This is a genomic window from Geodermatophilus telluris, assembly GCF_900102745.1.
GTDB classification, from domain to species: Bacteria; Actinomycetota; Actinomycetes; order Mycobacteriales; family Geodermatophilaceae; genus Geodermatophilus; species Geodermatophilus telluris.
In genome coordinates, this window is the sequence record NZ_FMZF01000005.1 from 281,057 (window position 1) to 305,009 (window position 23,953).

Genomic DNA, 23,953 nt, shown 5'->3' on the forward strand with positions numbered 1-23,953 from the left:
GTGACCAGCCCCGGACCGCCCCCGGCCGACCCCCGGCCCCGCACCACCTTCGACCCCGGGGCGATGGCGCCCCGGGACTTCTACCGGGTGGTGAACTCCGTCGTCGTCCCCCGGCCGATCGCGTGGGTGTGCAGCCGCTCGGCCGAGGGCGTGCACAACCTGGCGCCGCACTCCTTCTACACGGTGGCCTGCGTGCAGCCGCCGGTCGTGCAGTTCACCTCGGTGGGCCGCAAGGACTCGCTGAGCAACGTCGAGGCCACCGGCGACTTCACCGTCAACCTGGTGCCCGAGGAGCTGTTCGAGCAGGCCAACGCCACCGGCACCGACTTCCCGCCCGACCAGAGCGAGGCCGAGCACACCGGCGTCCGGCTCGAGCCCAGCGAGAAGGTGGCCGCGCTGCGGGTGGCGCAGTCGCCGGTGGCCATCGAGTGCACGCTGCACTCGACGCTGCGGCTGGGTGACAGCACCGTCGTCTTCGGGCGGGTCGAGTGGATCAGCGTGTGGGAGTCCGCCGTCCGCGACGGCCGGCCGCGCATCGAGGAGCTGCGGCCCCTGGCCCGCCTCGGCGGCAACGAGTGGTCGACGATCGGCGAGGTGCGCACCATCCCGCGCATCCCCTACACCACGTGGGCGCAGGACCCCTCGATCGGCGAGCAGGTCCGCGGCGAGGCGTAGCCGCCCTGCGCAGGACGGCGGACCGACCGCGGGGCCGGAGGCTCCCGGTCGGGACGCCGTGGCGGGGCTCGGCGCAGGTCCGGGAGGGCACCTGGTCGTGGTGCGGTCCGGAGGACCGCGGTGTCAGGGCAGGAACACGGCGACCTCGTCGGCGGCGTCGCGGCCGAAGGCGTCGGCGAAGCGGTCGAGGAACGGCTCGCGGCGCAGCTCGTACTCCTGCGTGCCGACCACCTCGACGGCCTCGGTGGCCACCGCCGAGCCCAGCTGGGTGGCCCGCTCCAGGCCCAGCCCCCAGGTCCGGCCGGCGATGAACCCGGCCCGGAACGCGTCCCCCCCGCCGGTGGGCTCCACCGGCTTGGTCTCGGGCACCGCGATGACCTCGATCGTCTCGCCGCCGGCCTGCCGCACCCGCACGCCCTGCGCGGCGCGGGTGGTGACCCAGGTGCCCACGCGGGCGAGCACCTCGCCGTCGGACCAGCCGGTCTTCTGCAGCAGCAGCGCCGACTCGTACTCGTTGGTGAACAGCAGCTCGGCGCCGTCGACCAGGTCGCGGATCATCTCGCCGTCGGCCCAGGCCAGCTGCTGGCTGGGGTCGGCGGCGAAGGCGGTGCCGCGCTCCCGGCACTCGCGGGTGTGCCGCACCATCGCCGTCGGGTCGTTGGGGCCGACGACGACCAGGTCGGGCTCCCCGACGCGCGCGCACACCGGCGCGAGCTCGATCTGCCCGGCCTCGCTCATCGCGCCCGAGTAGAACGAGGCGATCTGGTTGTTCACCGCGTCGGTGGTGCACACGAAGCGGGCGGTGTGCTTCAGCTCCGACCAGCGCACGTCCCGGGTGTCGACGCCGTGGCGGGTCAGCCAGGCCTCGTAGTCGGCGAAGTCGCTGCCCACCGACCCGACGAGCACCGGGGACAGCCCGAGCAGCCCGAGGCCGTAGGCCATGTTGGCGCCGGCGCCGCCGCGGTGCTGGATGAGGTCGTCGACGAGGAAGGACAGCGACACGTTCTCCATCTGGCCCTCGACGAACTGGTCGGTGAACCGGCCGGGGAAGGTCATCAGGTGGTCGGTGGCGATGGAGCCGGTGACGACGACGGGCACGGGGGCTCCTCGAGGCAGGCGGGGACGCGAGCAGGGCAACCCTAGAAGGCGGTGCGGGCCCCGCGCGCCCCGGCGTCGCTCACTCCCCGAGGGCCCGGCGCAGCGAGAACCCCAGCTGCGCGGTGCCCACCACGCCGAGCGCCGCGCCGACGGCGGCCCCGGCGGTCACCACCGCGGCCGGGACGTCGGCGACGCCGGCCACCTGCGTCAGCCCGGCCGCGGCGACGATGCCGGCGCCGCCCACGGTGAAGCCGGTCATCACCACCCGGGTGGGCCGCTCCCACACCGAGATCGACCCGGTCTCGGCCACGCCCGCCTGCCCGGCGCGGGCGCGCAGGTAGTCGGGCAGCCAGCACAGCGCGCCGAACAGCGCGGCCAGCCAGCCCGGCGCCCCGGCCACCCAGAGGGTGACCGCGTACCCGGCCTCGGTGAGCCGGTCGACGGCGGAGTCGAGGACGTAGCCGCGCCGCGACGCCCGCCCGCCGGCCAGGGCCAGCGCGCCGTCGAGGGAGTCGAGCAGGCCGGAGAGCCCGACCAGCAGGCCGGCGGCGACCAGCCACCCGCCGCCGGCCAGCGCGGGGCCGACGGCGGCCAGCGCCACGCCCAGGCCGAGGGCGGTGGCGCCCAGCGGCGGCAGCCAGGCCACCGACCGGGCCAGCGTGTAGGCCAGCGTCAGCCAGCCGTGCACCAGCCGGCTGCCGGCCGGGTCGGTGCCGCCGTGCCACCGCGACCACTCGGCGAGGTACTCGTCGCGGCTCAGCACGGGCGCAGTCTCCCGCAGCGCCCGGCCGCACCAGGGACAGTGGGGAGGTGCTCGCCGGCCTCGCCCCCGCCCGTCGCCGCCTCGTCCTGGTCCTGCTGGCGCTGCTCCTCGGGGCCGCCGGTGCCGCGACGGCGCTGCTGGTGGCCCGCGGGAGCGACACCCCGGCGCCGGCCGACCCGGTGTCGCAGGAGGAGCCCGGGCCGGTGCTGCTGGTGCCCGGCTACGGCGGCAACGGGGCGTCGCTGGGGTCCCTGGCCCGGCGGCTGACCGCGGAGGGCCGCGACGCCACCGTCGTCGACGTCCCCGACGGCGGCACCGGTGACCTCGCCGTCTCCGCCGCCGCGCTCGGCGCGGCGGCCGCGGCGGCGCTGGAGCGCACCGGCGCCGGCAGCGTCGACGTCGTCGGGTACTCGGCCGGCGGCGTCGTCGCGCGGGTCTGGGCCGCCGGCAGCGGGGCCGACGTCGCCCGGCGGGTGCTCACCCTCGGCTCCCCGCACCACGGCACCACGCTGGCCGACCTCGCCGAGCGGGTGGCGCCGGGCCAGTGCCCGGAGGCGTGCCGGCAGCTGACCACCGGCAGCGCGCTGCTGGCCGGCCTCAACGCCGGCGACGAGACCCCGGAGGGGCCGACCTGGGTGTCGATCTGGACGACGCAGGACCAGACGGTGACCCCGCCGGACTCCGCCCGCCTCGACGGCGCCCTCAACCTGACCGTGCAGTCGGTGTGCGCGCAGGCGCAGGTGACCCACGGTCGGCTGCCGGGCGACCCGCTGGTGCAGGCGATGGTGCTGGCCGAGCTCGCGGCCGGGGACCCGGTCGAGCTCGGCCCCGCCGACTGCGCCCGCCTCGGCGGCTGAGGGGGTCGCGCCACGATCAGGGGACCTGACGCGAACGGGACGCCGTCAGCTGGTGACGTCCTTGGTGGTGAAGTTGGCCCACGCCGCGGCCAGCAGCACCCCGACGTAGACCCCCTGCAGCGCCAGCCCGCGGACGACGTCGCGCCACAGCACCGGGTCGCGGAAGAGGTCGACGAAGGCCAGCCAGTAGCGCGTGGGCAGGTACGGCGCGATCGGCGAGGCGGCGTCGAGGGTGAGCAGCAGCGAGGAGGTGACCAGCACCGCCAGCGCACCGAGGGCGGCGGCCAGCGGCGAGTCGGTGAGGGTGGAGAAGAACAGCCCGAACGCGGCGACCCCGAGCATCGACACCGCGACGTAGCCGATGGCCAGCAGCGTCCGCCCGGCCAGCTCCTCGGCGGTGAGCGAGGTGCCCGACACCGACGTCCCGGCCGCCACCGGCTGGGCGTCGAACAGCAGCTGGCCCACCACCCAGCCGACCGCGGCGACCACCACGACCGTCACCAGGACGAAGGCGAGGACGGCGACGAGCTTGGCCACCAGCAGCCGGGTGCGCCCGACCGGGCGGGCGAGCAGGTAGCGCAGCGTGCCCGCCTGTGCCTCCCCGGCGACGGCGTCCCCGCTGACCACCGCGACGGCGATCGGCAGGAACAGCGGCAGCACGATCGCCAGCGCCGCCAGCGGGTAGAGCTGCCCGTTGGCCAGGACCGCGGACAGGAACGGCGGGCCCTCGCCCGGCCGCGGCGCCAGGTCGGTGACCCGCAGCAGCACGGCCACCAGCACCGGCAGCGCGTTGAGCACGGCGATCGTCGTCCAGGTCCGCGGCCGGCCGAACGTCTTGCGCAGCTCGACGCCGATCACGACCGCTCCACCCGGTCGGCGCTGGTGCCCGCGGCGGCCAGCACGACCTCCTCCAGCGTCGGCCGCTGCAGCGCCAGCCCGCGCACCGGCACGCCCGCGCCCACCAGCAGCGCGTTGACCTCCGCCGGGTCCGCCCCCCGCACGACCACCCGGTCGCCGTCGGTGCCCAGCACCCGCCCGTCGAGCACCGCGCGCACCCGCTCGGGGGCTGGGGTGTCGACGACGGTGGCGCCGGTGGGCGCGGTCAGCGCGGCCATCTCGTCCTGCAGCACCAGCCGGCCGCGGTCGAGCACACCCACCCGCGTGCACAGCTGCTCCACCTCGGCCAGCAGGTGGCTGGAGAGGAACACCGTCGTCCCGCCGCGGTGCAGGTCGAGCAGGAGCTCGCGGACCTCGTGGATGCCCTGCGGGTCCAGGCCGTTGGTCGGTTCGTCGAGCACCAGCAGCTCCGGACGGCGCAGCAGCGCGCCGGCCAGCCCGAGGCGCTGCCGCATGCCGAGGGAGTAGGCGCCCACCGGGCGGCGGCCGACCCCGCCGAGGCCGACCTGGTCGAGCACCTCGGCGATCCGCCGCCGGCGGTCGCGGCGCCGCCCGCCCGGGCCGGCGGCGTCGAGCAGCGCGAGGTTGGCCGCCCCCGAGAGGTGCCGGTGGTGCGCAGGCCCCTCGACGAGCGCGCCGACGCGGGGCAGCACCCGCCGGCCGGCCCGCGGCATCCGGCCGCCGAGCAGCTCGACCTCGCCGCGGGTGGGCAGCACCAGGCCCAGCAGCACGCGCACCGTCGTCGTCTTGCCCGAGCCGTTGGCGCCGAGGAAGCCGTAGACGTCACCGGCGCGGACGTCGAGGTCGATGCCGTCGACCGCGCGCACCCGGCCGTACTGCTTGACCAGCCCGCGGGTGACCACCACCGAGGTCACGACGGCGCCCCCGCGAGCGCGGCCGCGGCCTCGGCGAGCGCGTCGGCGGTGACCGTGCCGACGAGCAGGTAGGCGCCGCTGCGGGGTGGCTCGACGAGCACCAGCCCGAGCGGGCCGGCGTCGATCCGGGTGCCGACCTCGTCGCTGACCGCGCCGGGCGCGGCGGCCAGCGACGGGCGCAGCCGCGCGGCGAGCCGGCCGGGCAGCGGGGCGACCGCCAGCAGCGTCACGCCGCTGCCGTAGACCCCCACGGTGGCCGGGGCCCCGGCCACCTCGCGCCGCGCGAGACCGGCCAGCTCGGCGGGGAGCCGGACCGGCGAGAGCTCCCGGTCGGCCGCCTCGCGCAGCAGGCCCTCGGGGTCCTCGCCGGGCAGCACCCGGGCGCCGGGCGGCGGGGTGAACCCGACGACGTCGGCCGGCGGGGCGGTGAGGTCGAGGTCGAGGAAGCGGGTGTCCAGCGCGGGCACGGTCGCGCCGTCGGCGACCACCTCCACGGCCAGCGGGAGCCCCGTGCCGGCGTCGACCCAGACGTCGACGCGGGCCACCGACGCGGCGGGCGCGGCCGGCACCAGGCGCAGGCCGAGCGCGTCGCGGCCGGCCACCCGGCGGGCGCCGGTGCGGGACAGCTCCGCGTCGGCCGCCTCCGAGAGCAGCCGCCGGCCGAGCGTGGCGGGCACCAGGTCGGGCGGGGCGGGCAGCGCCAGCGCGGCCGGGGCGGCCCGGCGGGCGGTGGCCGACTCGAACTCCCAGGTCCACGTGCCGCCGGGGTCGACGTGCACGCCGGTCTCCCCCGCGGCGCCCACCACGTCGACGCGGTGCTCGTCGGGCCCGCGCCACCACACGCGCAGCGCCGTCCGGTCGCTGAGCAGGTCGGCCACCGCGGGCAGCTGGTCGCTCACCGGCAGGCTGAGCCCGCCGGCGGACACCGCGTAGCCGGAGAACGCGACGCCGGCGCTGGCGAGGACGGCGTCGCGCAGCTCGGCGGCCGGGACGTCGGCGTCGTCGGCCGGCAGGGCGCCGACCACCGCGGGCAGTGACAGCAGGACGGCGACCAGGGCGGTCACGACCGCCCAGCGGCGGGCCCGCCCGTGTCCCGACATGCGCGCCACGGTACGAGTGCGCCGCCAGCGCACCGCCGCGTCGCGGCTAGGCGGGTCCGGGAACGGGCAGGTGCTCCCGCACCCACTCCTCCGACCGGGCCCCGGTGTGGACGAGCTCTCGGCGGACTGCCGAAGTCGCCTCGCGGATGGTGGTCAGGCCCGGCTCGACCTCCCTGCGGACCTGGGTCTCCAATCGCTGCCGCTCCGTGGCCAGCGACGCGACGAGCACGTCACGCTCCTGGTCGGCCTCCCGCAGGGAAGCGACCACGGCGGCACCGATCGCCGCGAGGACGGATGCGCGTCCCTCGACCACGTCGAGGAGCAGCCCCCGGACCTCCCGCGCGACACCCGGCGCCGCGCTCAGGCAGGACAGGGTCTCCTCGAGGGTCCTCCCAGGACTCGAGCAGGCCGCCCGCCAGTTCCTGACCCGCCGCTGTACGAGGACACTCCAGCGGAAGGCGCGCCCGGTGGCGTCGACCGCCTGCAGCGCCTCGTCGACGAGCTCTGCGATCCGCTCGACCGCCGCAGCCTCGACGGACCGGATCTCGTGCTGCGCGCACGACGCGTGTCGGGACACCGCGGCCTTGAGGCGCGTGGCCTGGCGGGCCGCAGCTCGTTCGTGGCTCGGCACGATGGTGGTCCAGGCTGCTGCCGCGTCCGCCAGAGCCCTGGTGACGGTCGCGTCGTACTCCTCGACCGCCCGGCCGGTCGCCCCCAGAGCGACTGTCAGCGGACGCATGCGCTCAGCATTCGCAACCGCCGCACCTGCCCTCTTGCCCAGGTACCTCACCAGCACGGGGCCGATGACCACGGCTCCCGCTCCACCGGTCAGGCCGAACGAGGCGACATCGATCAAGGCCCCGACACCAGGCCCCAGCAGCGCCGCCGCCGCGGCGCCACCTCCGGCCGTGCACGCGACCTCGACGGCCACGTTCTTGACCGCCCGGACGCCGTCCCCGTGCAGCGCGTGCAGCTCCCTCTCGCGACGTCCGGCCGTCACCACCCGTCTCACGGCGGCAACGCCGGACAGCGCAGCGTCGAGCACGCCTTCGACGACCTCCTCGGCTCCGTCACCGACGATCGCTGCGCCGTCCGCCGCCATCGACCCGCTCGTGACCGACAGTGCGATCGCGTCAGCCACGGTGGTTCCGTGGTCAGCGAGCAGGTCCGGGGTGAACGGCTGCCGCAGGGCGTTCGGGACGGCGGCCGGCGCCTCAGCACCGGCAGCTGCCGGCTCGGCGCGGATCTCGGTCAGGGCCTCCAGCAGGTCGTCACGACTCAGGAGGCCGGTGGGGCCGCCCGACGCCGCGCCCCAGGCCGTCAGGTGGGCCAGCACGTCCGGTCCGGCGACTCGAGCCGCCAGGTCCTCCGCGAGGAGCGCCTGGTCCGCGCGCGTCACGTCGCCCCACAGGTCGAGCCGGGCGTCGATGCTCGACTCCGCCGCTCGCCGGACGCCGACGATCAGCTCCTGGTCGGCCGGGGCACGTCCGACGAAGGCACTCGGGACCTCAGCCACCGTGTCCCCCGCGTGCACGCCGGCCCATCGAGGGAGACGGTGCGCGACCTGGAGGTCCGGTCGGGCGACCGTCGATGCCAACCGGTTCCACGTGCGCGGACCGACTCGCCGGAGGCCGGACGCGTGGAGGGCCCACGACTCAGCGACCACCCACACGACGACGACCGCCGCCAGCCCCCACCACCACACATCGGCCCCCTGTCGCACTCGCGACCCCTGATGGCGACGCGACCTCGCGGACTGCTGTCGGCAACCCGACGGCAGTCCTCCAGTCCTGATGCCGCCTCGCCCCCCGCAGGGGGTGCAGGAGGAGCACGCGTCCCGACCGCCGTGGACGAGTGGTGATCACCACCGGGCCGGGTATGTGCAGGTCATGGCCCCTCCCCTGAGCGACGCCGTGGTCGTCGACGTGCTGCGCCGGCTCGACCGGCTGACCGCTCCCCTCGTGCAGCGACTGGGCCGCCCGCCGGAGCTGCCGGCCGCCGAGCGCGACGACTGGTGGGCCGAGCGGGTGTCCCGGGTGGCCGCCGCGGCCGGTGGCCTGCCCCGGCTGGCCGGCCGGCTGGCCGACCTGCTGCCGCTGCAGAACACCGTCGGGACGGCGGTGCAGTCGCTGGTCGTCCTCGGGGTGGCCGGCGAGCACGGCGTCACCGACCCGGCCGAGCGCGTGTCGCTGCTCTCCCGGGTGCTGCTGGCCCGCGAGCTGCCCGCCGAGCGGGTGCGCCCGCTGCTGGAGCGGGTCCGCGGCACGTACACCGAGGCGGCGCTGGGTGCCCGCGAGGACCGCGCCGGGCTGCGCGGCGCCGCGCGCACCGTCTGGCGGGCCGCCCGGCTGCTCAGCCGGATCGACGAGGCGCTCGACGCGCGGCCCAAGGGCCGCCTGGGCGCCCGCGCGCTGGCCAACCTGCCGCTGGTGGGCGTGCTGGGCGGCTACGCCGCCGAACGGGAGGCGCTGCGCCGGGCGGCCCGGCGCACCGTGGAGCTGCTGGAGGCCGACGGTCCGGTCACGGTCTGACCGGCACGGGGACGGCGCGTCGGTCGAGGTTAGGAGACCGCCAGCGTCGAGGGCACCGAGGTGCCGGCGCCGGTGAGGTTGGTGAAGACCTCCCGGGTCGCCGTCGAGCGGTTCATGGTGATGAAGTGGATGCCGGGCACGCCCTCGTCCAGCAGCCGCCGGCACATCGCCGTCGCCACCTCGACGCCGTAGGCGCGCACCGCCGCCCTGTCCTCGGGCGCGTCGCCGTCGAGCTCGGCGAAGCGGGCGGCCAGCTCCTCGGGGAAGGCCTGCCCCGACAGCTGCACGATCCGCGCGATCTGCCGCGCGTTGGTCACCGGCATGACGCCGGCGACCACCGGGACGTCGCAGCCGCGGGCGGACACCCGGTCGCGCAGCCGCAGGTAGTCCTCGACGCGGAAGAACATCTGGGTGATCGCGAAGTCGGCGCCCGCGCGGCACTTGCGCACGAACATCTCGACGTCGGTCTCGAAGTCCGGCGAGCGCGGGTGCCGCTCGGGGAAGGCCGCGACGCCGACGGAGAAGTCGCCCATGGAGCGGATGAGCTCCACCAGCTCCGACGCGTACTCCAGCCCCTCGGGGTGCGGGACCCAGTCGGCCTGCGGGTCGGCGCCGGGCGGGTCGCCGCGCAGCGCCAGCAGGTTGCGCACGCCGGCGGCGGCCAGCCGGCTGACCACGTGCCGCAGCTCGCCCACCGAGTGGTCGACGGCGGTCAGGTGCGCCAGCGGGGTCATCGTCGTCTCGGCGGCGATCCGCTCGGTGACGGCGACCGTGCCCTCCCGGGTGGAGCCGCCCGCGCCGTAGGTGACCGACACGAACGAGGGCTGCAGGCGCTCCAGCTGCCGCAGCGCCGTCCACAGCTGCGCCTCGCCCTCGGGCGTCTTGGCGGGGAAGAACTCGAACGACCACGTGGGCCGCGACGAGGCGAGCAGCTCGCGGACGCTTCGGGTCACGGGTCCCGAGGGTACGTGCGGGACACGCCGCTCCTCCGCATCCGTCCGGGCGGTCCCGGGAGAAGCAGGTCCGTCAGTGCTCCACCGACGACTGGAGGTCCCGTGGTCCCGAACCCGGGCAGGACGCGCGCGACTCGATGGGGCGATACTGGTCGGGTGATCACCGGGGCGGCACAGCAGGAGTCCGTGGTCCGCCCTCTGGCGCCGTCGCTCGCGGCCGCCGACCTGGGGCGCGTGCGCGGCGCGGTCGCGGCCGCGCTCACCGGCTTCCTCGAGGAGCAGCGCAGCACGCTGGCCGGCATGGACCCCGCGCTCGAGCCGGTCGTCGACGAGGTGTGCGCGCTGGCCGACGGCGGCAAGCGGCTGCGCCCGGCGTTCGCCTACTGGGGCTGGCGCGGGGTCGCCGAGGACGTCAGCGGTCCCGCCGAGGACGACGCCGCGGTGCTGCGCGCGGTGGCCGCGCTGGAGTTCGTGCACGCCAGCGCCCTGGTGCACGACGACGTCATGGACGGCGCGCTGACCCGCCGCGGCCGGCCGGCCACCCACGTCGGGTTCGCCGCGCGGCACGGCGACGGCGGCCTGTCCGGCGACGGCGAGACCTTCGGCCTGGGCGCGGCGATCCTGGTCGGCGACCTCGCGCTGGTGTGGTCCGACGAGCTGCTGCGCCGCTCGGGCATCAGCGCCGCGGCCCTGGCCCGCGCCCGCTCGGTGTGGGACACGATGCGCACCGAGGTCACCGCCGGGCAGTACCTGGACCTGCTGCGCGCCGCGGGCGGCCTGCCCGGCGCCCAGGGCGCGCTGACCGTGGCCCGCTACAAGAGCGCCGGCTACACCGTGCAGCGGCCGCTGCAGCTCGGCGCCGCGATCGCCGGCGCCGGCCCGCGCGCGGCCGACGTCTACACCGCGATCGGGCTGCCGCTGGGCGAGGCGTTCCAGCTGCGCGACGACGTCCTCGGCGTGTTCGGCGACCCGTCCGTGACCGGCAAGTCCGCCGACGACGACCTGCGGGAGGGCAAGCAGACGCTGCTCGTCGCGCTGGCCGAGGAGGAGGCCGACGAGCAGGGCCGGGAGCTGCTGCGCACCTGCCTGGGCAACCCCGACTGCGGCTCCGACCAGCTCGACGCGCTGCGCCGCCTCATCGAGGACACCGGCGCCCGGGCGCGGGTGGAGGAGCGGATCGCCGAGCGGACCGCCACCGCGCGCGCCGCGATCGCCGACGCCTCGATCGCCGTCGAGGCCCGCGCCGCCCTCGACGCGCTCGCCGTCGCCGCGACCTCCCGCACCGCCTGACGTGCGCACCGTCCCCGGACCCACCGACCGCGTCGTCGTCGTCGGCGCCGGCCTCGCGGGCCTGGCGACGGCCCTGCGGCTGCGCGGTGCGGGCCGCGAGGTGACCGTGGTCGAGCGCGGCGACGGTCCCGGCGGGCGAGCCGGCGTCGTCGCCCGCGACGGCTACGTGCTCGACACCGGCCCGTCGGTGTTCACCGCGCCCGAGCTGGTGGCCGACACGCTCGCCGCCGTGGGCGAGAAGCTGGAGGACCGGCTCGAGCTGGTGCCGCTGGAGACCACCTACCGGGCGCAGTTCGCCGACGGCTCGCACCTCGACGTGCACGCCGACGTCGACGCCTTCGCCGCCGAGGTGGAGGCGCTGGCCGGCCCGGCCGAGGCCGCCGCGCTGCGCCGCTACCTCGCCGACCTGGCCGAGCTGTACCGGCTTCAGATGGACACCTTCATCGACCGCAACCTCGACACCCCGCTGGACCTGCTCGGCCCGGAGCTGTGGGCACTGGCCCGCCGCGGCGGGTTCGGGCGGCTGTCGAACCACGTCGCCCGGTTCTTCACCGACGAGCGGCTGCGGCGGCTGTTCAGCTTCCAGGCGCTTTACGCCGGCGTCTCGCCGTTCCGCGCGATCGCCGCCTACGCCGTCATCGCGCAGCTCGACATCGGCGCCGGCGTCTGGCACCCGGTCGGCGGGATCGGCGCCGTCCCCCGCGCGATGGCCGGGGCGGCCGCGGACGCCGGCGTGGCGTTCCGGTACGGCGCGACCGTCGAGCGGCTCGACCTGCGCGGCCGGCGGGTGACCGGCGTCTGCCTCGAGGGCGGGGAGCGGCTGGCGGCCGACGCCGTCGTCGTCACCACCGACGTCCCCGAGCGGCTGGTGCCCGGGTTCTCGCGCCGGCGGCGGCCGACCTACTCGCCCTCCTGCGTGACCCTGCACCTCGGCGTGCGGTCCGAGCTGCCCGGCCAGGCGCACCACACGATCTCCTTCGGCGCGGCGTGGCAGCAGGTGTTCGACGAGCTGACCCGCGAGGGGCGGCCGATGAGCGACCCGAGCCTCTTGGTGAGCACGCCGTCGGTCACCGACCGCTCGCTGGCGCCGGAGGGCGGGCAGGTGCTCAGCGTGGTGGCGCCCGCGCCGAACCTCGACCCCCGCAGCGGCGGCAACCCCGGCATCGACTGGGACGCGCTGCTGCCCCGCTACCGCGAGGAGGTGCTGGGCGTGCTCGAGGCCCGCGGCTGGACCGGCCTGACCGGCGCGATCGAGGTGGAGCACGCGGACACCCCGCTGACCTGGGCGCGGCAGGGCATGGCGGCCGGCACGCCGTTCGCCCTGGCGCACACCTTCGGCCAGACCGGCCCGTTCCGGACGCCGACGCTGCCCCGCCGCGGCCCGGTGAACGTGGTGCTGGCCGGCTCGTCGGTGCAGCCCGGGGTCGGCGTCCCGATGGTCGTGGTCTCCGGCCGGCTGGCCGCCGAGCGGATCACCGGGCCGGTGACGCGGTGACGGCGACCGAGCGGCCGCTGACGCAGGCGCAGCGGCAGGAGCGGCTCGACGCCGCCTACCGGTACTGCGCCGCGGTCAACGCCGAGCACGGCAAGAGCTACCACCTGGCCACCCGGCTGCTCACCGCCGACCGCCGCCCGGCGGTCCACGCGCTCTACGCCGCGGCCCGCACCGCCGACGACCTCGTCGACCACCCCGGCGCCGACCCCGAGCGCGACCTCGCCGACTGGTCGCGGGCGCTGCTCGACGAGCTGGAGGCCGGGTGGTCCGACGACCCGGTGCGGCTGGCCACCGTGCACACCTACCGGCGCTACCGCATCCCGGTGGAGCACCTCGTCGACTTCCTCGCCGCGATGACCAGCGACCTCACCGTCACCGGCTACGCCGACATCGCCGCGCTCGACCGGTACATGTGGGGCTCGGCGTCGGTGATCGGCCTGCAGGTGCTGCCCGTGCTCGGCACCGCGCCCGGCGTCAGCCGCGAGGAGGCCGCGCCGCACGCCATCGCGCTGGGCGAGGCGTTCCAGCTGACCAACTTCCTGCGCGACGTCGCCGAGGACGCCGACCGCGGCCGGGTCTACCTGCCCGCCGACGTCATGGCCGCGCACGGCGTGACCCGCGAGCAGATCGAGGCCAAGCGGTACGACGCCCGCTTCCGTGCGCTCATGCAGGAGATGGTCGCGATCGTGCGCCGGCGCTACGACGACGCCGCCCCCGGGACGCCGATGCTCGCGCCGGAGTCCCGCGACTGCGTGCGCGCCGCCACCGCGCTCTACGGCGGCATCCTCACCGAGATCGAGCGCGCCGACTTCCGGGTGCTCGACCGCCGGGTGACGGTGTCCAGGCCCCGCCGGCTGGGCATCTTCGCCCGCCGCCTGGCGAGCGCCCAGGCGGTGCGGCTGCGGCAGCGCCGGGCGTAGCGGCTCAGAAGGCCAGCGCCTGCGCGCGGCGGGTGACCTCGGTGTGCCGGTCACCCCGCAGCGCCTCGACCGGGGTGCCCGGCAGCGACTCGTCCTCGCGGAACAGCCACTCGAAGACCTCGGCGTCGGTGAACCCGCCGTCCTTGAGCACGGTGATCAGCCCGGGCAGGTGCCGGAGGACCGCGCCGTCCTGGAGGAAGTCGGCGGGGATGCGGCTGTTGCCGCTGCCCGGCACGGCCATGAGCTTCCCCTCGCGGACCAGCTGCCGGACCTTGTTCGGCGAGACGCCGAGGGCCGCGGCCACCTCCGCGGGCGTGAGGGTCTCCATGGCCGTCCAGCCTAGGCAGCCGGGGACGGCGCGGGTGCCGGCGGTCGGCCCGGGGGCAGCGCGGCCGTGCGACGGTGGACCGGGCACGGACCCGTCGCCCCGCCGGCCCCGAGGGACTGACCACGATGCGCATCGACACCGTCCTCACCAACGCCCGCATCACCACCCTGGACCCGGCGCGACCGACGGCGTCGGCGATCGGGGTCCTCGACGGCCGGGTGGTCGGCCTCGACGAGGAGCTCGACGGCGTGACGGCGGACGTGCGCCACGACCTCGGCGGCGCCCCGGTGGTGCCCGGCTTCAACGACGCCCACCTGCACTTCTCGGTGCTCGGCCGGGAGATGGTGCAGCTCGACCTCTCCGCCGAGGCCGCGCCCACCCTCGACGACCTCTACCGGCGGGTCGGGGAGTGGGCCGCCGCCCGCCCGGAGGGCGCCTGGGTGGTGGGCAACGGCTACGACCAGAACAAGATCGGCGCGCACCCCACGCGCCAGGTGCTCGACCGCGTCGCCGGCGGCCGGCCGGTCTACCTCGTGCACGCCTCCAACCACATGGCGGTCGCCAGCACCGAGGCCTTCCGCCTCGCCGGTCACGCCGACCCGGACGCGGTCGAGGCGCCGCCGGGCGGCAGCGTCGTGCGCGTCGACGGCGTCGCCACCGGGCTGCTGCAGGAGCAGGCGATGGCGCTGGTGAGCTCGGTGCTGCGGCCGGTGCCCCAGGAGGACCTCGTCGCCGCGATCGGGGCGGCGTCGACCTGGGCGCTGCGCCACGGCCTCACCAGCGTGACCGAGCCCGGCATCGGCGGCCGGATGATCGGCCACGGCCCGGCGGACGCCCGCGCCTTCCAGCTGGCGCGCGAGCGCGGCGTGCTGCGCACGCGGGTCACCGCCATGCCCTTCGTCGACGCCCTCCACGGGCTCGGCCGCGTGGACGAGGGACTGGAGGGGTGGGGGCTGGACCTCGGGATCCGCACCGGCCTCGGCGACGAGTGGTTCCGGCTGGGGCCGGTGAAGATCATGTCCGACGGCTCGCTGGTGGGCCGGACGGCGGCCATGACCTGCGACTACGCCGACACCCCGGGGAACGCGGGCTTCCTGCAGGAGGACGCGGCCGACCTGCGCGAGCGCATCGTGGACAGCCACCTCAACGGCTGGCAGGTCGCCACCCACGCGATCGGCGACCGGGCGCTCGACGTCGTCCTCGACGCCTACGAGGCGGCGCAGCGCCGGGCACCCCGCGCCGACGCCCGGCACCGGATCGAGCACGTCGGCGTGGCCTCCGACGAGCAGGTCGCGCGGATCGTCGCGGCGGGGCTCCTGCCGGTGCCGCAGGGCCGGTTCCTCTCCGCCCTCGGCGACGGGATCCTCACGGCGCTCGGCCCGGAGCGGGCCGGCCTCGCCTACCGGATGCGGTCCTTCGTCGACGCCGGCGTCGAGCTGCCCGGCTCGACGGACGCGCCCGTCGTCCCCGGCGAGCCGATCCGGAGCATCCACGACATGGTCAACCGCCGGTCCGCCGGAGGGGCCTCCCTCGGACCGCACGAGGCGCTCACCGCCGCCCAGGCCCTGCGCGCCTACACGGTCGGTTCCGCCCACGCGGTCTTCGAGGAGACGCGCAAGGGCACCCTGCGCCGGGGCATGGCCGCCGACCTCGTCGTCCTGTCCGACGACCTGCTGGCGGTGGCGCCGGAGCGGATCCGGGACGTGCAGGTGCGCGCCACCATGGTCGGCGGCGTCTTCGGCCACGACGCCGAGGGGCTGCTGACGGTCGGGTGACCGCCGCGGGGCGTCGCCGTCCCCCGGTAGCATCGGACCGGGCCGTGACTGGCGCATCGAGGTGGGGCACCACCGGGGAGCGGCCTGCAGTCCCCCGCCGGGCGCCTGGGCAGAGCCGACCACCGACCGCGCAGGAGCCCACCCATGACCGACGTGACCCCCTCCTTCGACGGCGCCGCCGCCTCGACCGCCTACCGCAGCGCGCTGCAGGTGATCGCCGAGGTCGAGCCCCGCGTCGCCGAGGCCATCGGCGCCGAGCTCGCCGACCAGCGCGACTCGCTGAAGCTGATCGCCAGCGAGAACTACGCCAGCCCCGCCGTCCTGCTGACCATGGGCAACTGGTTCAGCGACAAGTACGCCGAGGGCACCGTCGGGCACCGCTTCTACGCGGGCTGTCAGAACGTCGACACCGTCGAGGCGCTGGCCGCCGAGCACGCCCGCGAGCTGTTCGGCGCCCCCTACGCCTACGTCCAGCCGCACTCGGGCATCGACGCGAACCTGGTCGCCTTCTGGGCGGTGCTCGCCCAGCGCGTGGAGGCGCCCGCGCTGCAGGCCGCCGGCGCCCGGCACGTCAACGACCTCACCGACGAGGACTGGGCGGCGCTGCGCCATGCCCTCGGCGACCAGCGGATGCTCGGCATGAGCCTGGACGCCGGCGGCCACCTGACCCACGGCTTCCGCCCGAACATCAGCGGCAAGATGTTCGCCCAGTCCTCCTACGGCACCGACCCCGCGACCGGGCTGCTCGACTACGACGCCGTCGCCGCCCGCGCCCGCGAGTTCCGCCCGCTGATCCTCATGGCCGGCTACTCCGCCTACCCGCGCAAGGTCGACTTCGCGCGGATGCGGGAGATCGCCGACGAGGTGGGCGCGACGCTGATCGTGGACATGTCGCACTTCGCGGGCCTGGTCGCCGGCGGGGTCTTCACCGGCGACTTCGACCCGGTGCCGCACGCGCACGTGGTCACCAGCACCAGCCACAAGTCGCTGCGCGGCCCCCGCGGCGGGTTCGTGCTCGCCCAGCCCGAGTACGCCGACGCCGTCGACCGCGGCTGCCCGATGGTGCTCGGCGGCCCGCTGCCGCACGTGATGGCGGCCAAGGCGGTCGCGTTCGCCGAGGCGCGCCGTCCGCAGTTCGCCACCTACGCGCGGACCGTCGTCGACAACGCCGTCTCCCTCGCCGAGGGGCTGACCCGGCGCGGCGCCCGGCTGGTCACCGGCGGCACGGAGAACCACATCGTGCTGCTCGACGTCTCCGGCTACGGGCTGACCGGCCGGCAGGCGGAGTCGGCGCTGCTGGACGCCGGCATCGTCACCAACCGCAACGCGATCCCGGCCGACCCGAACGGCGCCTGGTACACCTCCGGCGTCCGGCTCGGCACCCCCGCGCTGACCACCCGCGGCTTCGGCGCGGCCGAGTTCGACCGCACCGCCGAGCTGATCGTCGACGTGCTGTCGAACACGACACCGACGACGACGCGGGACGGGTCCCCGTCGAAGGCGAAGTACGTCGTCGACGGCGGCCTGGCCGACAAGACCCGCGCCGCGGCCGCCGAGCTGGTCGCCGCCCACCCGCTCTACCCGGGCCTCGAGCTCTCCTGAGCCCCGTCCCCGCGCGACGATCAGGTGACCTGATCACCGAGCGTCCCACCCGACGTCCCACGGTCGGGTAGGACGCTGCACGATCAGGTCACCTGATCATCTCCGCCCCCCGCCGTGACCCCTGTGACGGGAGGGTGGCAGGGGCTCACCGGCCCCGCGTGTGCGGGCCGTCCCGGCGACCTGCGCTCCTACACTCGGGCCCGTGGACACCGCCGTGACCGACCCCGTGGTCGGCCTGGTCCTCGAGGGGCGCTACCGCCTCGAGGAGCGGCTGGCGCGCGGCGGCATGTCCACCGTCTACGCCGCCACCGACCTCCGGCTGCACCGCACGGTCGCGGTCAAGGTCATGGCCGAGCACCTCGCCCACGACCCGACGTTCGTCGACCGGTTCACCCGGGAGGCGCGCGCGGCGGCGATGCTCAGCCACCCCAACGTCGTCTCGGTCAGCGACCAGGGCAGCGACCAGGGGCTGGTGTTCCTGGTCATGGAGCTCGTCCGGGGCCGCACGCTGCGCGACCTGCTGCAGGCGCGCGGCCGGCTCACCGTCGCCGAGGCCTTCGCCGTCCTCGAGCCTGTGCTCGCCGGGCTGACCGCCGCGCACCGCGCCGGGATCGTGCACCGCGACGTCAAGCCGGAGAACGTGCTCATCGGCCACGACGGCACGGTGAAGGTCGCCGACTTCGGGCTGGCCCGCGCGCTGACCGGCACCGGCCAGACCAGCCACACCGGCGGCGTGCTCATCGGCACGGTCGCCTACCTCTCCCCCGAGCAGCTCGAGCGCGGCCGCGCCGACGCCCGCAGCGACGTCTACGCCGCCGGGCTGGTGCTCTTCGAGATGCTCACCGGCCACCCGCCCTACGGCGGCGACACCCCGCTGGCGGTGGCCTACCAGCACGTGCACCACGACGTCCCCGTGCCGTCGGAGGAGGTGCCCGGCGTGCCGTGGCAGGTCGACGAGCTGGTGACGCGCACCACGCGCCGCGAGCCCGCCGTCCGCCCCCTGGACGCCGGCGCCTTCCTCGCCGACCTCGAGGACGTGCGCACCGACCTCGGCCTGGCCCGCGTGCCGGTGCCCACCGGCCGCAGCTCCGCCGGCCCCGGCACCATCCGCCCGACCAACCGCCCCACGCGCCCGCGCCACCCCAGCGACCCCGGCCCCGGCGACCCGGGCACCGAGGTGCTCGGCGCGGGGCGGTCCTCCCGCGGCCGCGGCACCAGCATGCTGCCGGGCATGGGCGCCGGGCCCACGACCGACGTCGGCGGACGGCGGCCCGCGCCGCCGCACGCCCGTCCCGGCCTGCCGCTGCACATCCGCCGCCGCCGCGCCCGGCTCGCGGTGGCGGTCGTCCTGCTCCTGGCGGTCACCGTCGGCGCGGTCGGCTGGTGGCTCGGCTCGGGCCGCTGGACGACGGTGCCCTCGCTGGAGGGCGCCGACCGCGCGAGCGCCGTCGACCTGCTGCAGCAGGCGGGGCTGGACCCGGTGTTCGCCGAGGAGCAGTTCAGCGAGACCGTCCCCGAGGGTCAGGTCATCTCGGCCGACCCCGACGGCGGCGAGGCGATCCGCAACTCCGACGTCGAACTGGTCGTCTCCCGCGGGCCCGAGCGGTTCACCGTCGACCCCGAGCTGGTCGGCCGCCCGCTGGAGGAGGTGCAGGCCTGGCTCGCCGAGCGGGTGCCCTCGCAGGTCACCGTGCAGCAGGACTACGACGACACCATCCCGGTCGGGTCGGTCTCCGGGTTCGAGCCCGAGGCCGGCACCGAGCTCGCCCGCAACGCCCCGCTGACGGTGTACGTCAGCCGCGGCCCGGCGCCGGTCGCGGTGCCCGACGTCGTCGGCCAGAGCCCGGAGGCCGCGCAGACCAACCTGGAGGCGCTCGGCTTCACCGTCGAGCGCACCGAGGGCCGCAGCGCCGACGTCGGCACCGGCCAGGTCATGGCGGTCAGCCCGACGCCGGGCGAGGCGGCCCCCTTCGGCGCCGAGGTGACCATCCAGGTCTCGATCGGGCTGCCGCAGGTCACCGTCCCCGACGTGACCGGGATGAGCGAGCGCGAGGCGGCCGCCGCCCTGGACGCCGTCGGCCTCACCTACAGCAGCTCGACGTTCATCACCGGCGACCGCGTCTACCGGCAGAACCCGGCGCCGGGCACGGTCGTGGACGTGCGCACCGAGGTCAGCCTGCTGCTGAGCTTCGGGTGACGGCCGGCCCCATCGGGGCGCACGTCCAGGTGGCCGGGGGCCTGGCCACCGGCGGGCTGCGCTACACCGACGACGTCGGCGCCGAGGCGGTGCAGGTCTTCGTCGGCAACCCGCGCGGCTGGCGGCGCAGCGCCGGTGACCCCGCGCAGGACGCCGCCTTCGTCGCGGGCCTGGCCGAGCGCGGCGTCCCGTCGTTCGTGCACACGCCGTTCCTGGTCAACGTCGGCTCCCCCACGCCGGCCACCGTCGACCGCTCCGTCGAGACGATCGCCGCCGACCTCGCCCGCGGGGTGCAGCTGGGCGTGCGCGGCGTCGTCGTCCACGCGGGCTCGGCGGTCGACGAGGACCGGTACGAGGCCGCGCTGCGCCAGCTGCGCGAGCGGCTGCTGCCGGTGCTCGACGCACTGCCCGACGACGGCCCGCGGCTGCTCGTGGAGCCGACCGCGGGCGGCGGCCGGTCCCTGGCGGCCACCGTGGAGGACCTCGGCCCCTACCTCGCGGCGCTGGACTCGCACCCGGCGGTCGGCGTCTGCCTGGACACCTGCCACGCGTGGGCGGCCGGGCACGACCTGGCCACCCCGGGCGGGACGACGGCGGTGCTGGACGCGCTGGAGGCCGCCGTCGGGCCCGGCCGGCTGGGGCTGGTGCACGCCAACGACTCCCTCGACGGGCGCGGCTCGAAGCGCGACCGGCACACCACCATCGGCGCGGGCTCGATCGGGGTGGCTGCGTTCGCCGAGCTGCTGGCGCACCCCACGGTGGCCGGGGTGCCGGTGGTCGTGGAGACGCCCAGCGCCGACCGCGGCCACGCCCGTGACATCGCGCTGCTGCGCGCCCTGCGCGACGGCCATCCCGCCGACGGGGTCTCCTCGGCCGCCTGACCGACGCGACCGGCGGACGGCGACACGCGGGCTCACGCTGGGAACACGTGTCCTGACTTGCAGTGAGCTACGACACCGCGTTGGGTCGCATCTGCCCACGGCCACCCGGCCGCGGGGAGCTGATCCGAGGAGCCGTCCTTGCCCACTCGTCGCACCCTGGTCGCCGGCGCCGTCGCCGCGCTCGCGACCACCGGCCTCGGCGTCACCGCCGGCCCCGCCCTGGCCGCGCCGGCCGACGGGCCCCGCGCCACCTACGTCGTGACCGTCGACCGCGCCACCCCGCCCGAGCAGGCGGCGGAGCGGGCCCGTGGGCTCGGCGGGTCCATCGACCACCTCTACACCGCGGCCCTGCGCGGCTACGCCGTCACGCTGCCGGAGGCCGCGGCCACCCGGCTGGCCGGCCAGCCGGGCGTCGTCGCCGTGGAGCGCGACCAGGTGGTCGGCGTCGACACCACGCAGCCCGGTGTCACCTGGGGCCTCGACCGGATCGACCAGTCCGACCTGCCCCTCAGCACCACGTACTCCTACACCGCCACCGGCGCCCGGGTGACCGCCTACGTCATCGACACCGGGATCCGCTCGACCCACACCGAGGTCGCGAACAGCTTCCGCGCCGGCTTCAACGCGGTCAGCGGCAAGAACACCACCGAGGACTGCAACGGTCACGGCACCCACGTCGCCGGCACGATCGGCGGGACCACCTACGGGGTGGCGAAGGACGTCACGCTGGTGCCGGTCCGCGTGCTGGGCTGCAACGGCAGCGGCACGACCTCCGGCGTGGTCGCCGGCATCGACTGGGTCACCCGCGACCACGCGGCCGGCGCCCCGGCGGTGGCCAACATGAGCCTGGGCGGTGGCCTGAGCACGGCCATCGACAACGCGGTGAAGGCCTCGATCGCCGACGGGGTGACCTACGCCGTGGCCGCCGGCAACGACGGCGCGAACGCGTGCACCAGCTCCCCGGCGAACGTGCCGGCGGCGCTCACCGTGGCCGCGAGCGACCGCAACGACGTCTCGGCCTCCTTCACCAACCACGGGTCCTGCGTCGACCTGTACGCGCCCGGCGTCGGCATCACCAGCGCCTGGTACACGAGCACCACGGCGACCAACACCATCAGCGGCACCTCGATGGCCACCCCGCACGTGGCCGGCGTCGCCGCGCTGTACCTGCAGGGCGCCCCGACGGCCTCCCCCGCGGCCGTCGCGGCGGCCGTCACCGGCGGCGCGACCCCGGGGCGGATCACCGGCGAGCCCGCGGGCACCCCCGACCTGCTGCTCACCAGCACGTACTGAGCCGGCCGGACACCACGCACAGGGGGCGATCCCCACGTCCTCGACCTGAGGACGGGGGGATCGCCTCCTGCGCCTCGATCAGCGGTCGAGGAGGTCGGCGAGGACGTCGCCGGCGCGGTCGACGGCGGCCCGGTCGACGTCGAGGTGGGTGACCAGCCGGATCCGCCGCGGGCTCACCTGCGACACCAGCACGCCGCGCGCCCTGGCCGCCTCGGCGACCACGGGCGCGGCGACGTCGTCGAGCACCACCATGTTGGTCTCGACCGTCGCCGGGTCGACGCCGAGCCGCTTGGCCAGCACCTGGGCGTGCTCGTGGTCCTCGGCCAGCCGGGGCAGGTGGGAGTCGAGCGCGTACAGCCCCGCCGCGGCCAGGACGCCGACCTGCCGCATCCCGCCGCCGAGCCGCTTGCGCCACAGGCGGGCGGCGGCGATGCGCTCGGCCGAGGCCACCAGCACCGAGCCGACCGGCGTGCCCAGGCCCTTGGACAGGCACACCGACGCGGTGTCGGCCAGCCGGCCGTAGGTGGCCAGGTCCACGCCGGAGGACGCCGCGGCGTTCCAGACGCGGGCGCCGTCGAGGTGCACGGCCACCCCGGCGCCGCGCGACCAGGCGAACAGGCGCTCCAGCTCGTCGAGCGGCTGCACCCGCCCGCCGCCGCGGTTGTGCGTGTTCTCCACGGCGACGGCGGCGGTGGCGGTCAGGTGCCAGTCGTCGCGGGGGCGCACCTGTGCGACGAGGGCGTCGGCGTCGAGCAGGCCGCCGTCGGAGACCACGGTGCGGGTGGAGATGCCGAACACCGCGGCCGCGGCCCCCATCTCGTAGGTGACCACGTGCGCGTCGGCGTCGCAGAGCACCTCCTGGCCGGGTTCGCAGACCAACCGCATGCCGATCTGGTTGCCCATGGTCCCCGAGGGCACGAACAGCGCCGCCTCGTGGCCGAACAGGTCGGCGACCCGCTCCTCGAGCGCGCGGACGGCGGGGTCCTCGCCGTAGACGTCGTCGCCGACCTCGGCCTCGGCCATGGCCCGGCGCATCCCCGGCGTGGGCCGGGTGACCGTGTCCGAGCGGAGGTCGATCAGCTCACCCACGCAGCATCTCCGCCACCAGGAAGGCCAGCTCCAGCGACTGCCCGGTGTTCAGCCGCGGGTCGCAGGCGGTCTCGTACCGGCTGTTGAGGTCCTCGTCGCTGATCTCCATCGCGCCGCCGAGGCACTCGGTGACGTCCTCGCCGGTCAGCTCGACGTGGATGCCGCCGGGCCAGGTGCCCAGCGCCCGGTGGACGGCGAAGAAGCCGAGCACCTCGTCGACGACGCGGTCGAAGTGCCGCGTCTTGTAGCCGGTGGGCGACTCGTGGGTGTTGCCGTGCATCGGGTCGCACTGCCACACGACCTGGTGGCCGCTGGCGGTGACCTTCTCCACGATCGGCGGCAGCACGTCGCGGATCCTGCCGTTGCCCATCCGGCTGATCAGCGTGAGCCGGCCGGGGACGCCGTCGGGGTCGAGCCGCTCGACGAGCTCGGTGGCCTGCTCCGGCGTCGTCGTCGGGCCGATCTTGACGCCGATCGGGTTGGCGATCCGCGACATGAACTCCACGTGCGCGCCGTCGAGCTGGCGGGTGCGCTCGCCGATCCACACGAAGTGCGCCGAGGCGGCGTAGGGCCGGCCCTCGTGCACCCGCAGCAGGGCCTGCTCGTAGTCGAGGATCAGCGCCTCGTGGCTGTTGTACAGCTCCACCCCGCGCAGCGCCGTGTCGTCGACGCCGCAGGCCTTCATGAACGCCAGCGCGCGGTCGATCTCACGGGCGATCACCTCGTACCGGACGCCGGCCGGCGAGGAGGCGACGAAGTCCTTGTTCCAGTCGTGGACGGCGTGCAGGTCGGCCAGTCCGCCGCGGGCGTAGGCCCGGATCATGTTCATCGCCGCCGCCGAGTTGGCGTAGGCGCGCACCAGCCGGTTCGGGTCGGGGACCCGCTTCTCCAGCACCGGCTCCAGCGAGTTGACCATGTCGCCGCGGTAGGAGGGCAGGCCGAGGGCGTCGGTGTCCGACGAGCGCGGCTTGGCGTACTGCCCGGCGACGCGGCCCACCTTCACCACCGGCACGCTGGCGCCGTAGGTGAGCACCACGGCCATCTGCAGCAGCGTGCGGGTGGTGCTCTGCAGGTGCGGCTCGGTGTTGAGGTCGAAGGTCTCCGCGCAGTCCCCGCCCTGCAGCAGGAACGCCTTCCCCCGGGCGACGTCGGCCAGCCGGCCGCGCAGCTCGTCGACCTCGCTGGGCGCCACGATGGGCGGCACGGTCGACAGCGTGGACAGCACGGTGTCGAGGGCGGCACGGTCGGGCCACGCCGGCTGCTGGGCGGCGGGCAGCTCCCGCCACCGGTCGAGGCCGGGCACCAGCTGCACAGGATCGGGCAGAGTCACGCCT

General features: G+C 76.1%; 21 protein-coding genes and 1 riboswitch. Of the genes, 11 read left to right on the forward strand and 10 right to left on the reverse strand.

Going from position 1 to position 23,953, the window contains the following annotated elements:
* Positions 1–675: a flavin reductase family protein gene (locus BLQ97_RS17240; RefSeq protein ID WP_245692341.1), complete on the forward strand. Its 675-nt coding sequence runs from the start codon at positions 1–3 to the stop codon at positions 673–675.
* A gap of 123 nt (positions 676–798) precedes the next feature.
* Here the strand turns inward: BLQ97_RS17240 and BLQ97_RS17245 are convergent, their stop codons facing one another.
* Positions 799–1,773: a carbohydrate kinase family protein gene (locus tag BLQ97_RS17245; RefSeq protein WP_091367232.1), complete on the reverse strand. Its 975-nt coding sequence runs from the start codon at positions 1,771–1,773 to the stop codon at positions 799–801.
* Between the two features lie 79 nt (positions 1,774–1,852).
* The gene (locus BLQ97_RS17250) at positions 1,853–2,536 is read right to left on the reverse strand and encodes a CDP-alcohol phosphatidyltransferase family protein (RefSeq protein WP_091367233.1); all 684 of its coding nucleotides are present in this window, start codon (positions 2,534–2,536) and stop codon (positions 1,853–1,855) included.
* 47 nt (positions 2,537–2,583) lie between these two features.
* Here BLQ97_RS17250 and BLQ97_RS17255 point away from each other — a divergent pair, with 47 nt between their 5' ends.
* Positions 2,584–3,393, forward strand: coding sequence for a lipase family alpha/beta hydrolase (locus tag BLQ97_RS17255; RefSeq protein WP_091367234.1), 810 nt, complete (start codon positions 2,584–2,586; stop codon positions 3,391–3,393).
* A 45-nt stretch (positions 3,394–3,438) separates the two neighbouring features.
* Here BLQ97_RS17255 and BLQ97_RS17260 read toward each other — a convergent pair whose 3' ends face one another.
* From BLQ97_RS17260 to BLQ97_RS17275, 4 genes are read right to left on the reverse strand one after another with little or no spacing between them, the layout of a single operon-like run.
* Positions 3,439–4,251, reverse strand: coding sequence for an ABC transporter permease (locus BLQ97_RS17260; protein ID WP_091367235.1), 813 nt, complete (start codon positions 4,249–4,251; stop codon positions 3,439–3,441).
* Positions 4,248–5,165, reverse strand: a complete 918-nt coding sequence (locus tag BLQ97_RS17265) for an ABC transporter ATP-binding protein (RefSeq protein WP_091367236.1) — start codon at positions 5,163–5,165, stop codon at positions 4,248–4,250. Before BLQ97_RS17265 ends, BLQ97_RS17260 begins: the two co-directional genes overlap by 4 nt.
* Positions 5,162–6,265 (reverse strand): transcriptional regulator, encoded by a 1,104-nt coding sequence (locus tag BLQ97_RS17270; protein ID WP_139173723.1) that lies wholly within the window; start codon positions 6,263–6,265, stop codon positions 5,162–5,164. The genes BLQ97_RS17265 and BLQ97_RS17270 overlap by 4 nt, the downstream gene beginning before the upstream one ends.
* A 46-nt stretch (positions 6,266–6,311) precedes the next feature.
* Positions 6,312–7,781, reverse strand: coding sequence for a hypothetical protein (locus BLQ97_RS17275; RefSeq protein ID WP_175471795.1), 1,470 nt, complete (start codon positions 7,779–7,781; stop codon positions 6,312–6,314).
* A gap of 373 nt (positions 7,782–8,154) precedes the next feature.
* On the opposite strand from BLQ97_RS17275, the gene BLQ97_RS17280 reads away from it, so the two are divergent.
* Complete coding sequence (locus BLQ97_RS17280) at positions 8,155–8,796, forward strand: hypothetical protein (protein WP_091367385.1); 642 nt, start codon at positions 8,155–8,157, stop codon at positions 8,794–8,796.
* Between the two features lie 29 nt (positions 8,797–8,825).
* Here BLQ97_RS17280 and metF read toward each other — a convergent pair whose 3' ends face one another.
* Positions 8,826–9,749: a methylenetetrahydrofolate reductase [NAD(P)H] gene (gene metF / locus BLQ97_RS17285; protein WP_091367239.1), complete on the reverse strand. Its 924-nt coding sequence runs from the start codon at positions 9,747–9,749 to the stop codon at positions 8,826–8,828.
* 186 nt (positions 9,750–9,935) lie between these two features.
* On the opposite strand from metF, the gene BLQ97_RS17290 reads away from it, so the two are divergent.
* From BLQ97_RS17290 to BLQ97_RS17300, 3 genes are read left to right on the forward strand one after another with little or no spacing between them, the layout of a single operon-like run.
* Entirely contained in the window at positions 9,936–11,039 is a 1,104-nt protein-coding gene (locus tag BLQ97_RS17290; RefSeq protein ID WP_245692342.1) for a polyprenyl synthetase family protein, read from the forward strand.
* 1 nt (position 11,040) lies between these two features.
* Positions 11,041–12,534, forward strand: a complete 1,494-nt coding sequence (gene crtI, locus BLQ97_RS17295; protein ID WP_091367241.1) for a phytoene desaturase family protein — start codon at positions 11,041–11,043, stop codon at positions 12,532–12,534.
* The gene (locus BLQ97_RS17300) at positions 12,531–13,454 is read left to right on the forward strand and encodes a phytoene/squalene synthase family protein (RefSeq protein WP_091367242.1); all 924 of its coding nucleotides are present in this window, start codon (positions 12,531–12,533) and stop codon (positions 13,452–13,454) included. The genes crtI and BLQ97_RS17300 overlap by 4 nt, the downstream gene beginning before the upstream one ends.
* 4 nt (positions 13,455–13,458) lie before the next feature.
* On the opposite strand, the gene BLQ97_RS17305 is transcribed toward BLQ97_RS17300, so the two are convergent.
* Complete coding sequence (locus tag BLQ97_RS17305; RefSeq protein WP_091367243.1) at positions 13,459–13,782, reverse strand: Rv2175c family DNA-binding protein; 324 nt, start codon at positions 13,780–13,782, stop codon at positions 13,459–13,461.
* Positions 13,783–13,907: 125 nt separating this feature from the next.
* Between BLQ97_RS17305 and BLQ97_RS17310 the strand changes: the two genes are divergently transcribed.
* From BLQ97_RS17310 to BLQ97_RS17330, 5 genes are all read left to right on the forward strand, one after another.
* Entirely contained in the window at positions 13,908–15,557 is a 1,650-nt protein-coding gene (locus BLQ97_RS17310) for an amidohydrolase (RefSeq protein WP_091367244.1), read from the forward strand.
* A gap of 34 nt (positions 15,558–15,591) precedes the next feature.
* A riboswitch (ZMP/ZTP riboswitch) is annotated at positions 15,592–15,675 on the forward strand.
* 26 nt (positions 15,676–15,701) lie between these two features.
* Complete coding sequence (locus tag BLQ97_RS17315) at positions 15,702–17,159, forward strand: glycine hydroxymethyltransferase (RefSeq protein ID WP_175471796.1); 1,458 nt, start codon at positions 15,702–15,704, stop codon at positions 17,157–17,159.
* A gap of 202 nt (positions 17,160–17,361) precedes the next feature.
* Positions 17,362–19,356, forward strand: coding sequence for a Stk1 family PASTA domain-containing Ser/Thr kinase (gene pknB / locus BLQ97_RS17320; protein ID WP_091367245.1), 1,995 nt, complete (start codon positions 17,362–17,364; stop codon positions 19,354–19,356).
* Positions 19,353–20,237: a deoxyribonuclease IV gene (locus BLQ97_RS17325; RefSeq protein ID WP_091367246.1), complete on the forward strand. Its 885-nt coding sequence runs from the start codon at positions 19,353–19,355 to the stop codon at positions 20,235–20,237. The genes pknB and BLQ97_RS17325 overlap by 4 nt, the downstream gene beginning before the upstream one ends.
* 138 nt (positions 20,238–20,375) lie before the next feature.
* Complete coding sequence (locus BLQ97_RS17330) at positions 20,376–21,530, forward strand: S8 family peptidase (protein WP_217637239.1); 1,155 nt, start codon at positions 20,376–20,378, stop codon at positions 21,528–21,530.
* Between the two features lie 78 nt (positions 21,531–21,608).
* On the opposite strand, the gene BLQ97_RS17335 is transcribed toward BLQ97_RS17330, so the two are convergent.
* Positions 21,609–22,619, reverse strand: coding sequence for a threonine aldolase family protein (locus BLQ97_RS17335; protein WP_245692344.1), 1,011 nt, complete (start codon positions 22,617–22,619; stop codon positions 21,609–21,611).
* Positions 22,612–23,949 carry a class II 3-deoxy-7-phosphoheptulonate synthase gene (locus tag BLQ97_RS17340; RefSeq protein ID WP_091367247.1) on the reverse strand — a complete coding sequence of 446 codons (1,338 nt, stop codon included), beginning with the start codon at positions 23,947–23,949 and terminating at the stop codon, positions 22,612–22,614. Before BLQ97_RS17340 ends, BLQ97_RS17335 begins: the two co-directional genes overlap by 8 nt.
* Positions 23,950–23,953 lie beyond the last annotated feature (4 nt).

Excerpts from the sequence above, each read along its gene's own strand:
- BLQ97_RS17305 (WP_091367243.1), bottom strand. The coding sequence starts at position 13,782 with ATGGAGACCCTCACGCCCGCGGAGGTGGCCGCGGCCCTCGGCGTCTCG.
- BLQ97_RS17315 (WP_175471796.1), top strand. The coding sequence starts at position 15,702 with ATGACCGACGTGACCCCCTCCTTCGACGGCGCCGCCGCCTCGACCGCC.
- BLQ97_RS17310 (WP_091367244.1), top strand. The coding sequence starts at position 13,908 with ATGCGCATCGACACCGTCCTCACCAACGCCCGCATCACCACCCTGGAC.
- BLQ97_RS17280 (WP_091367385.1), top strand. The coding sequence starts at position 8,155 with ATGGCCCCTCCCCTGAGCGACGCCGTGGTCGTCGACGTGCTGCGCCGG.
- BLQ97_RS17270 (WP_139173723.1), bottom strand. The coding sequence starts at position 6,265 with ATGTCGGGACACGGGCGGGCCCGCCGCTGGGCGGTCGTGACCGCCCTG.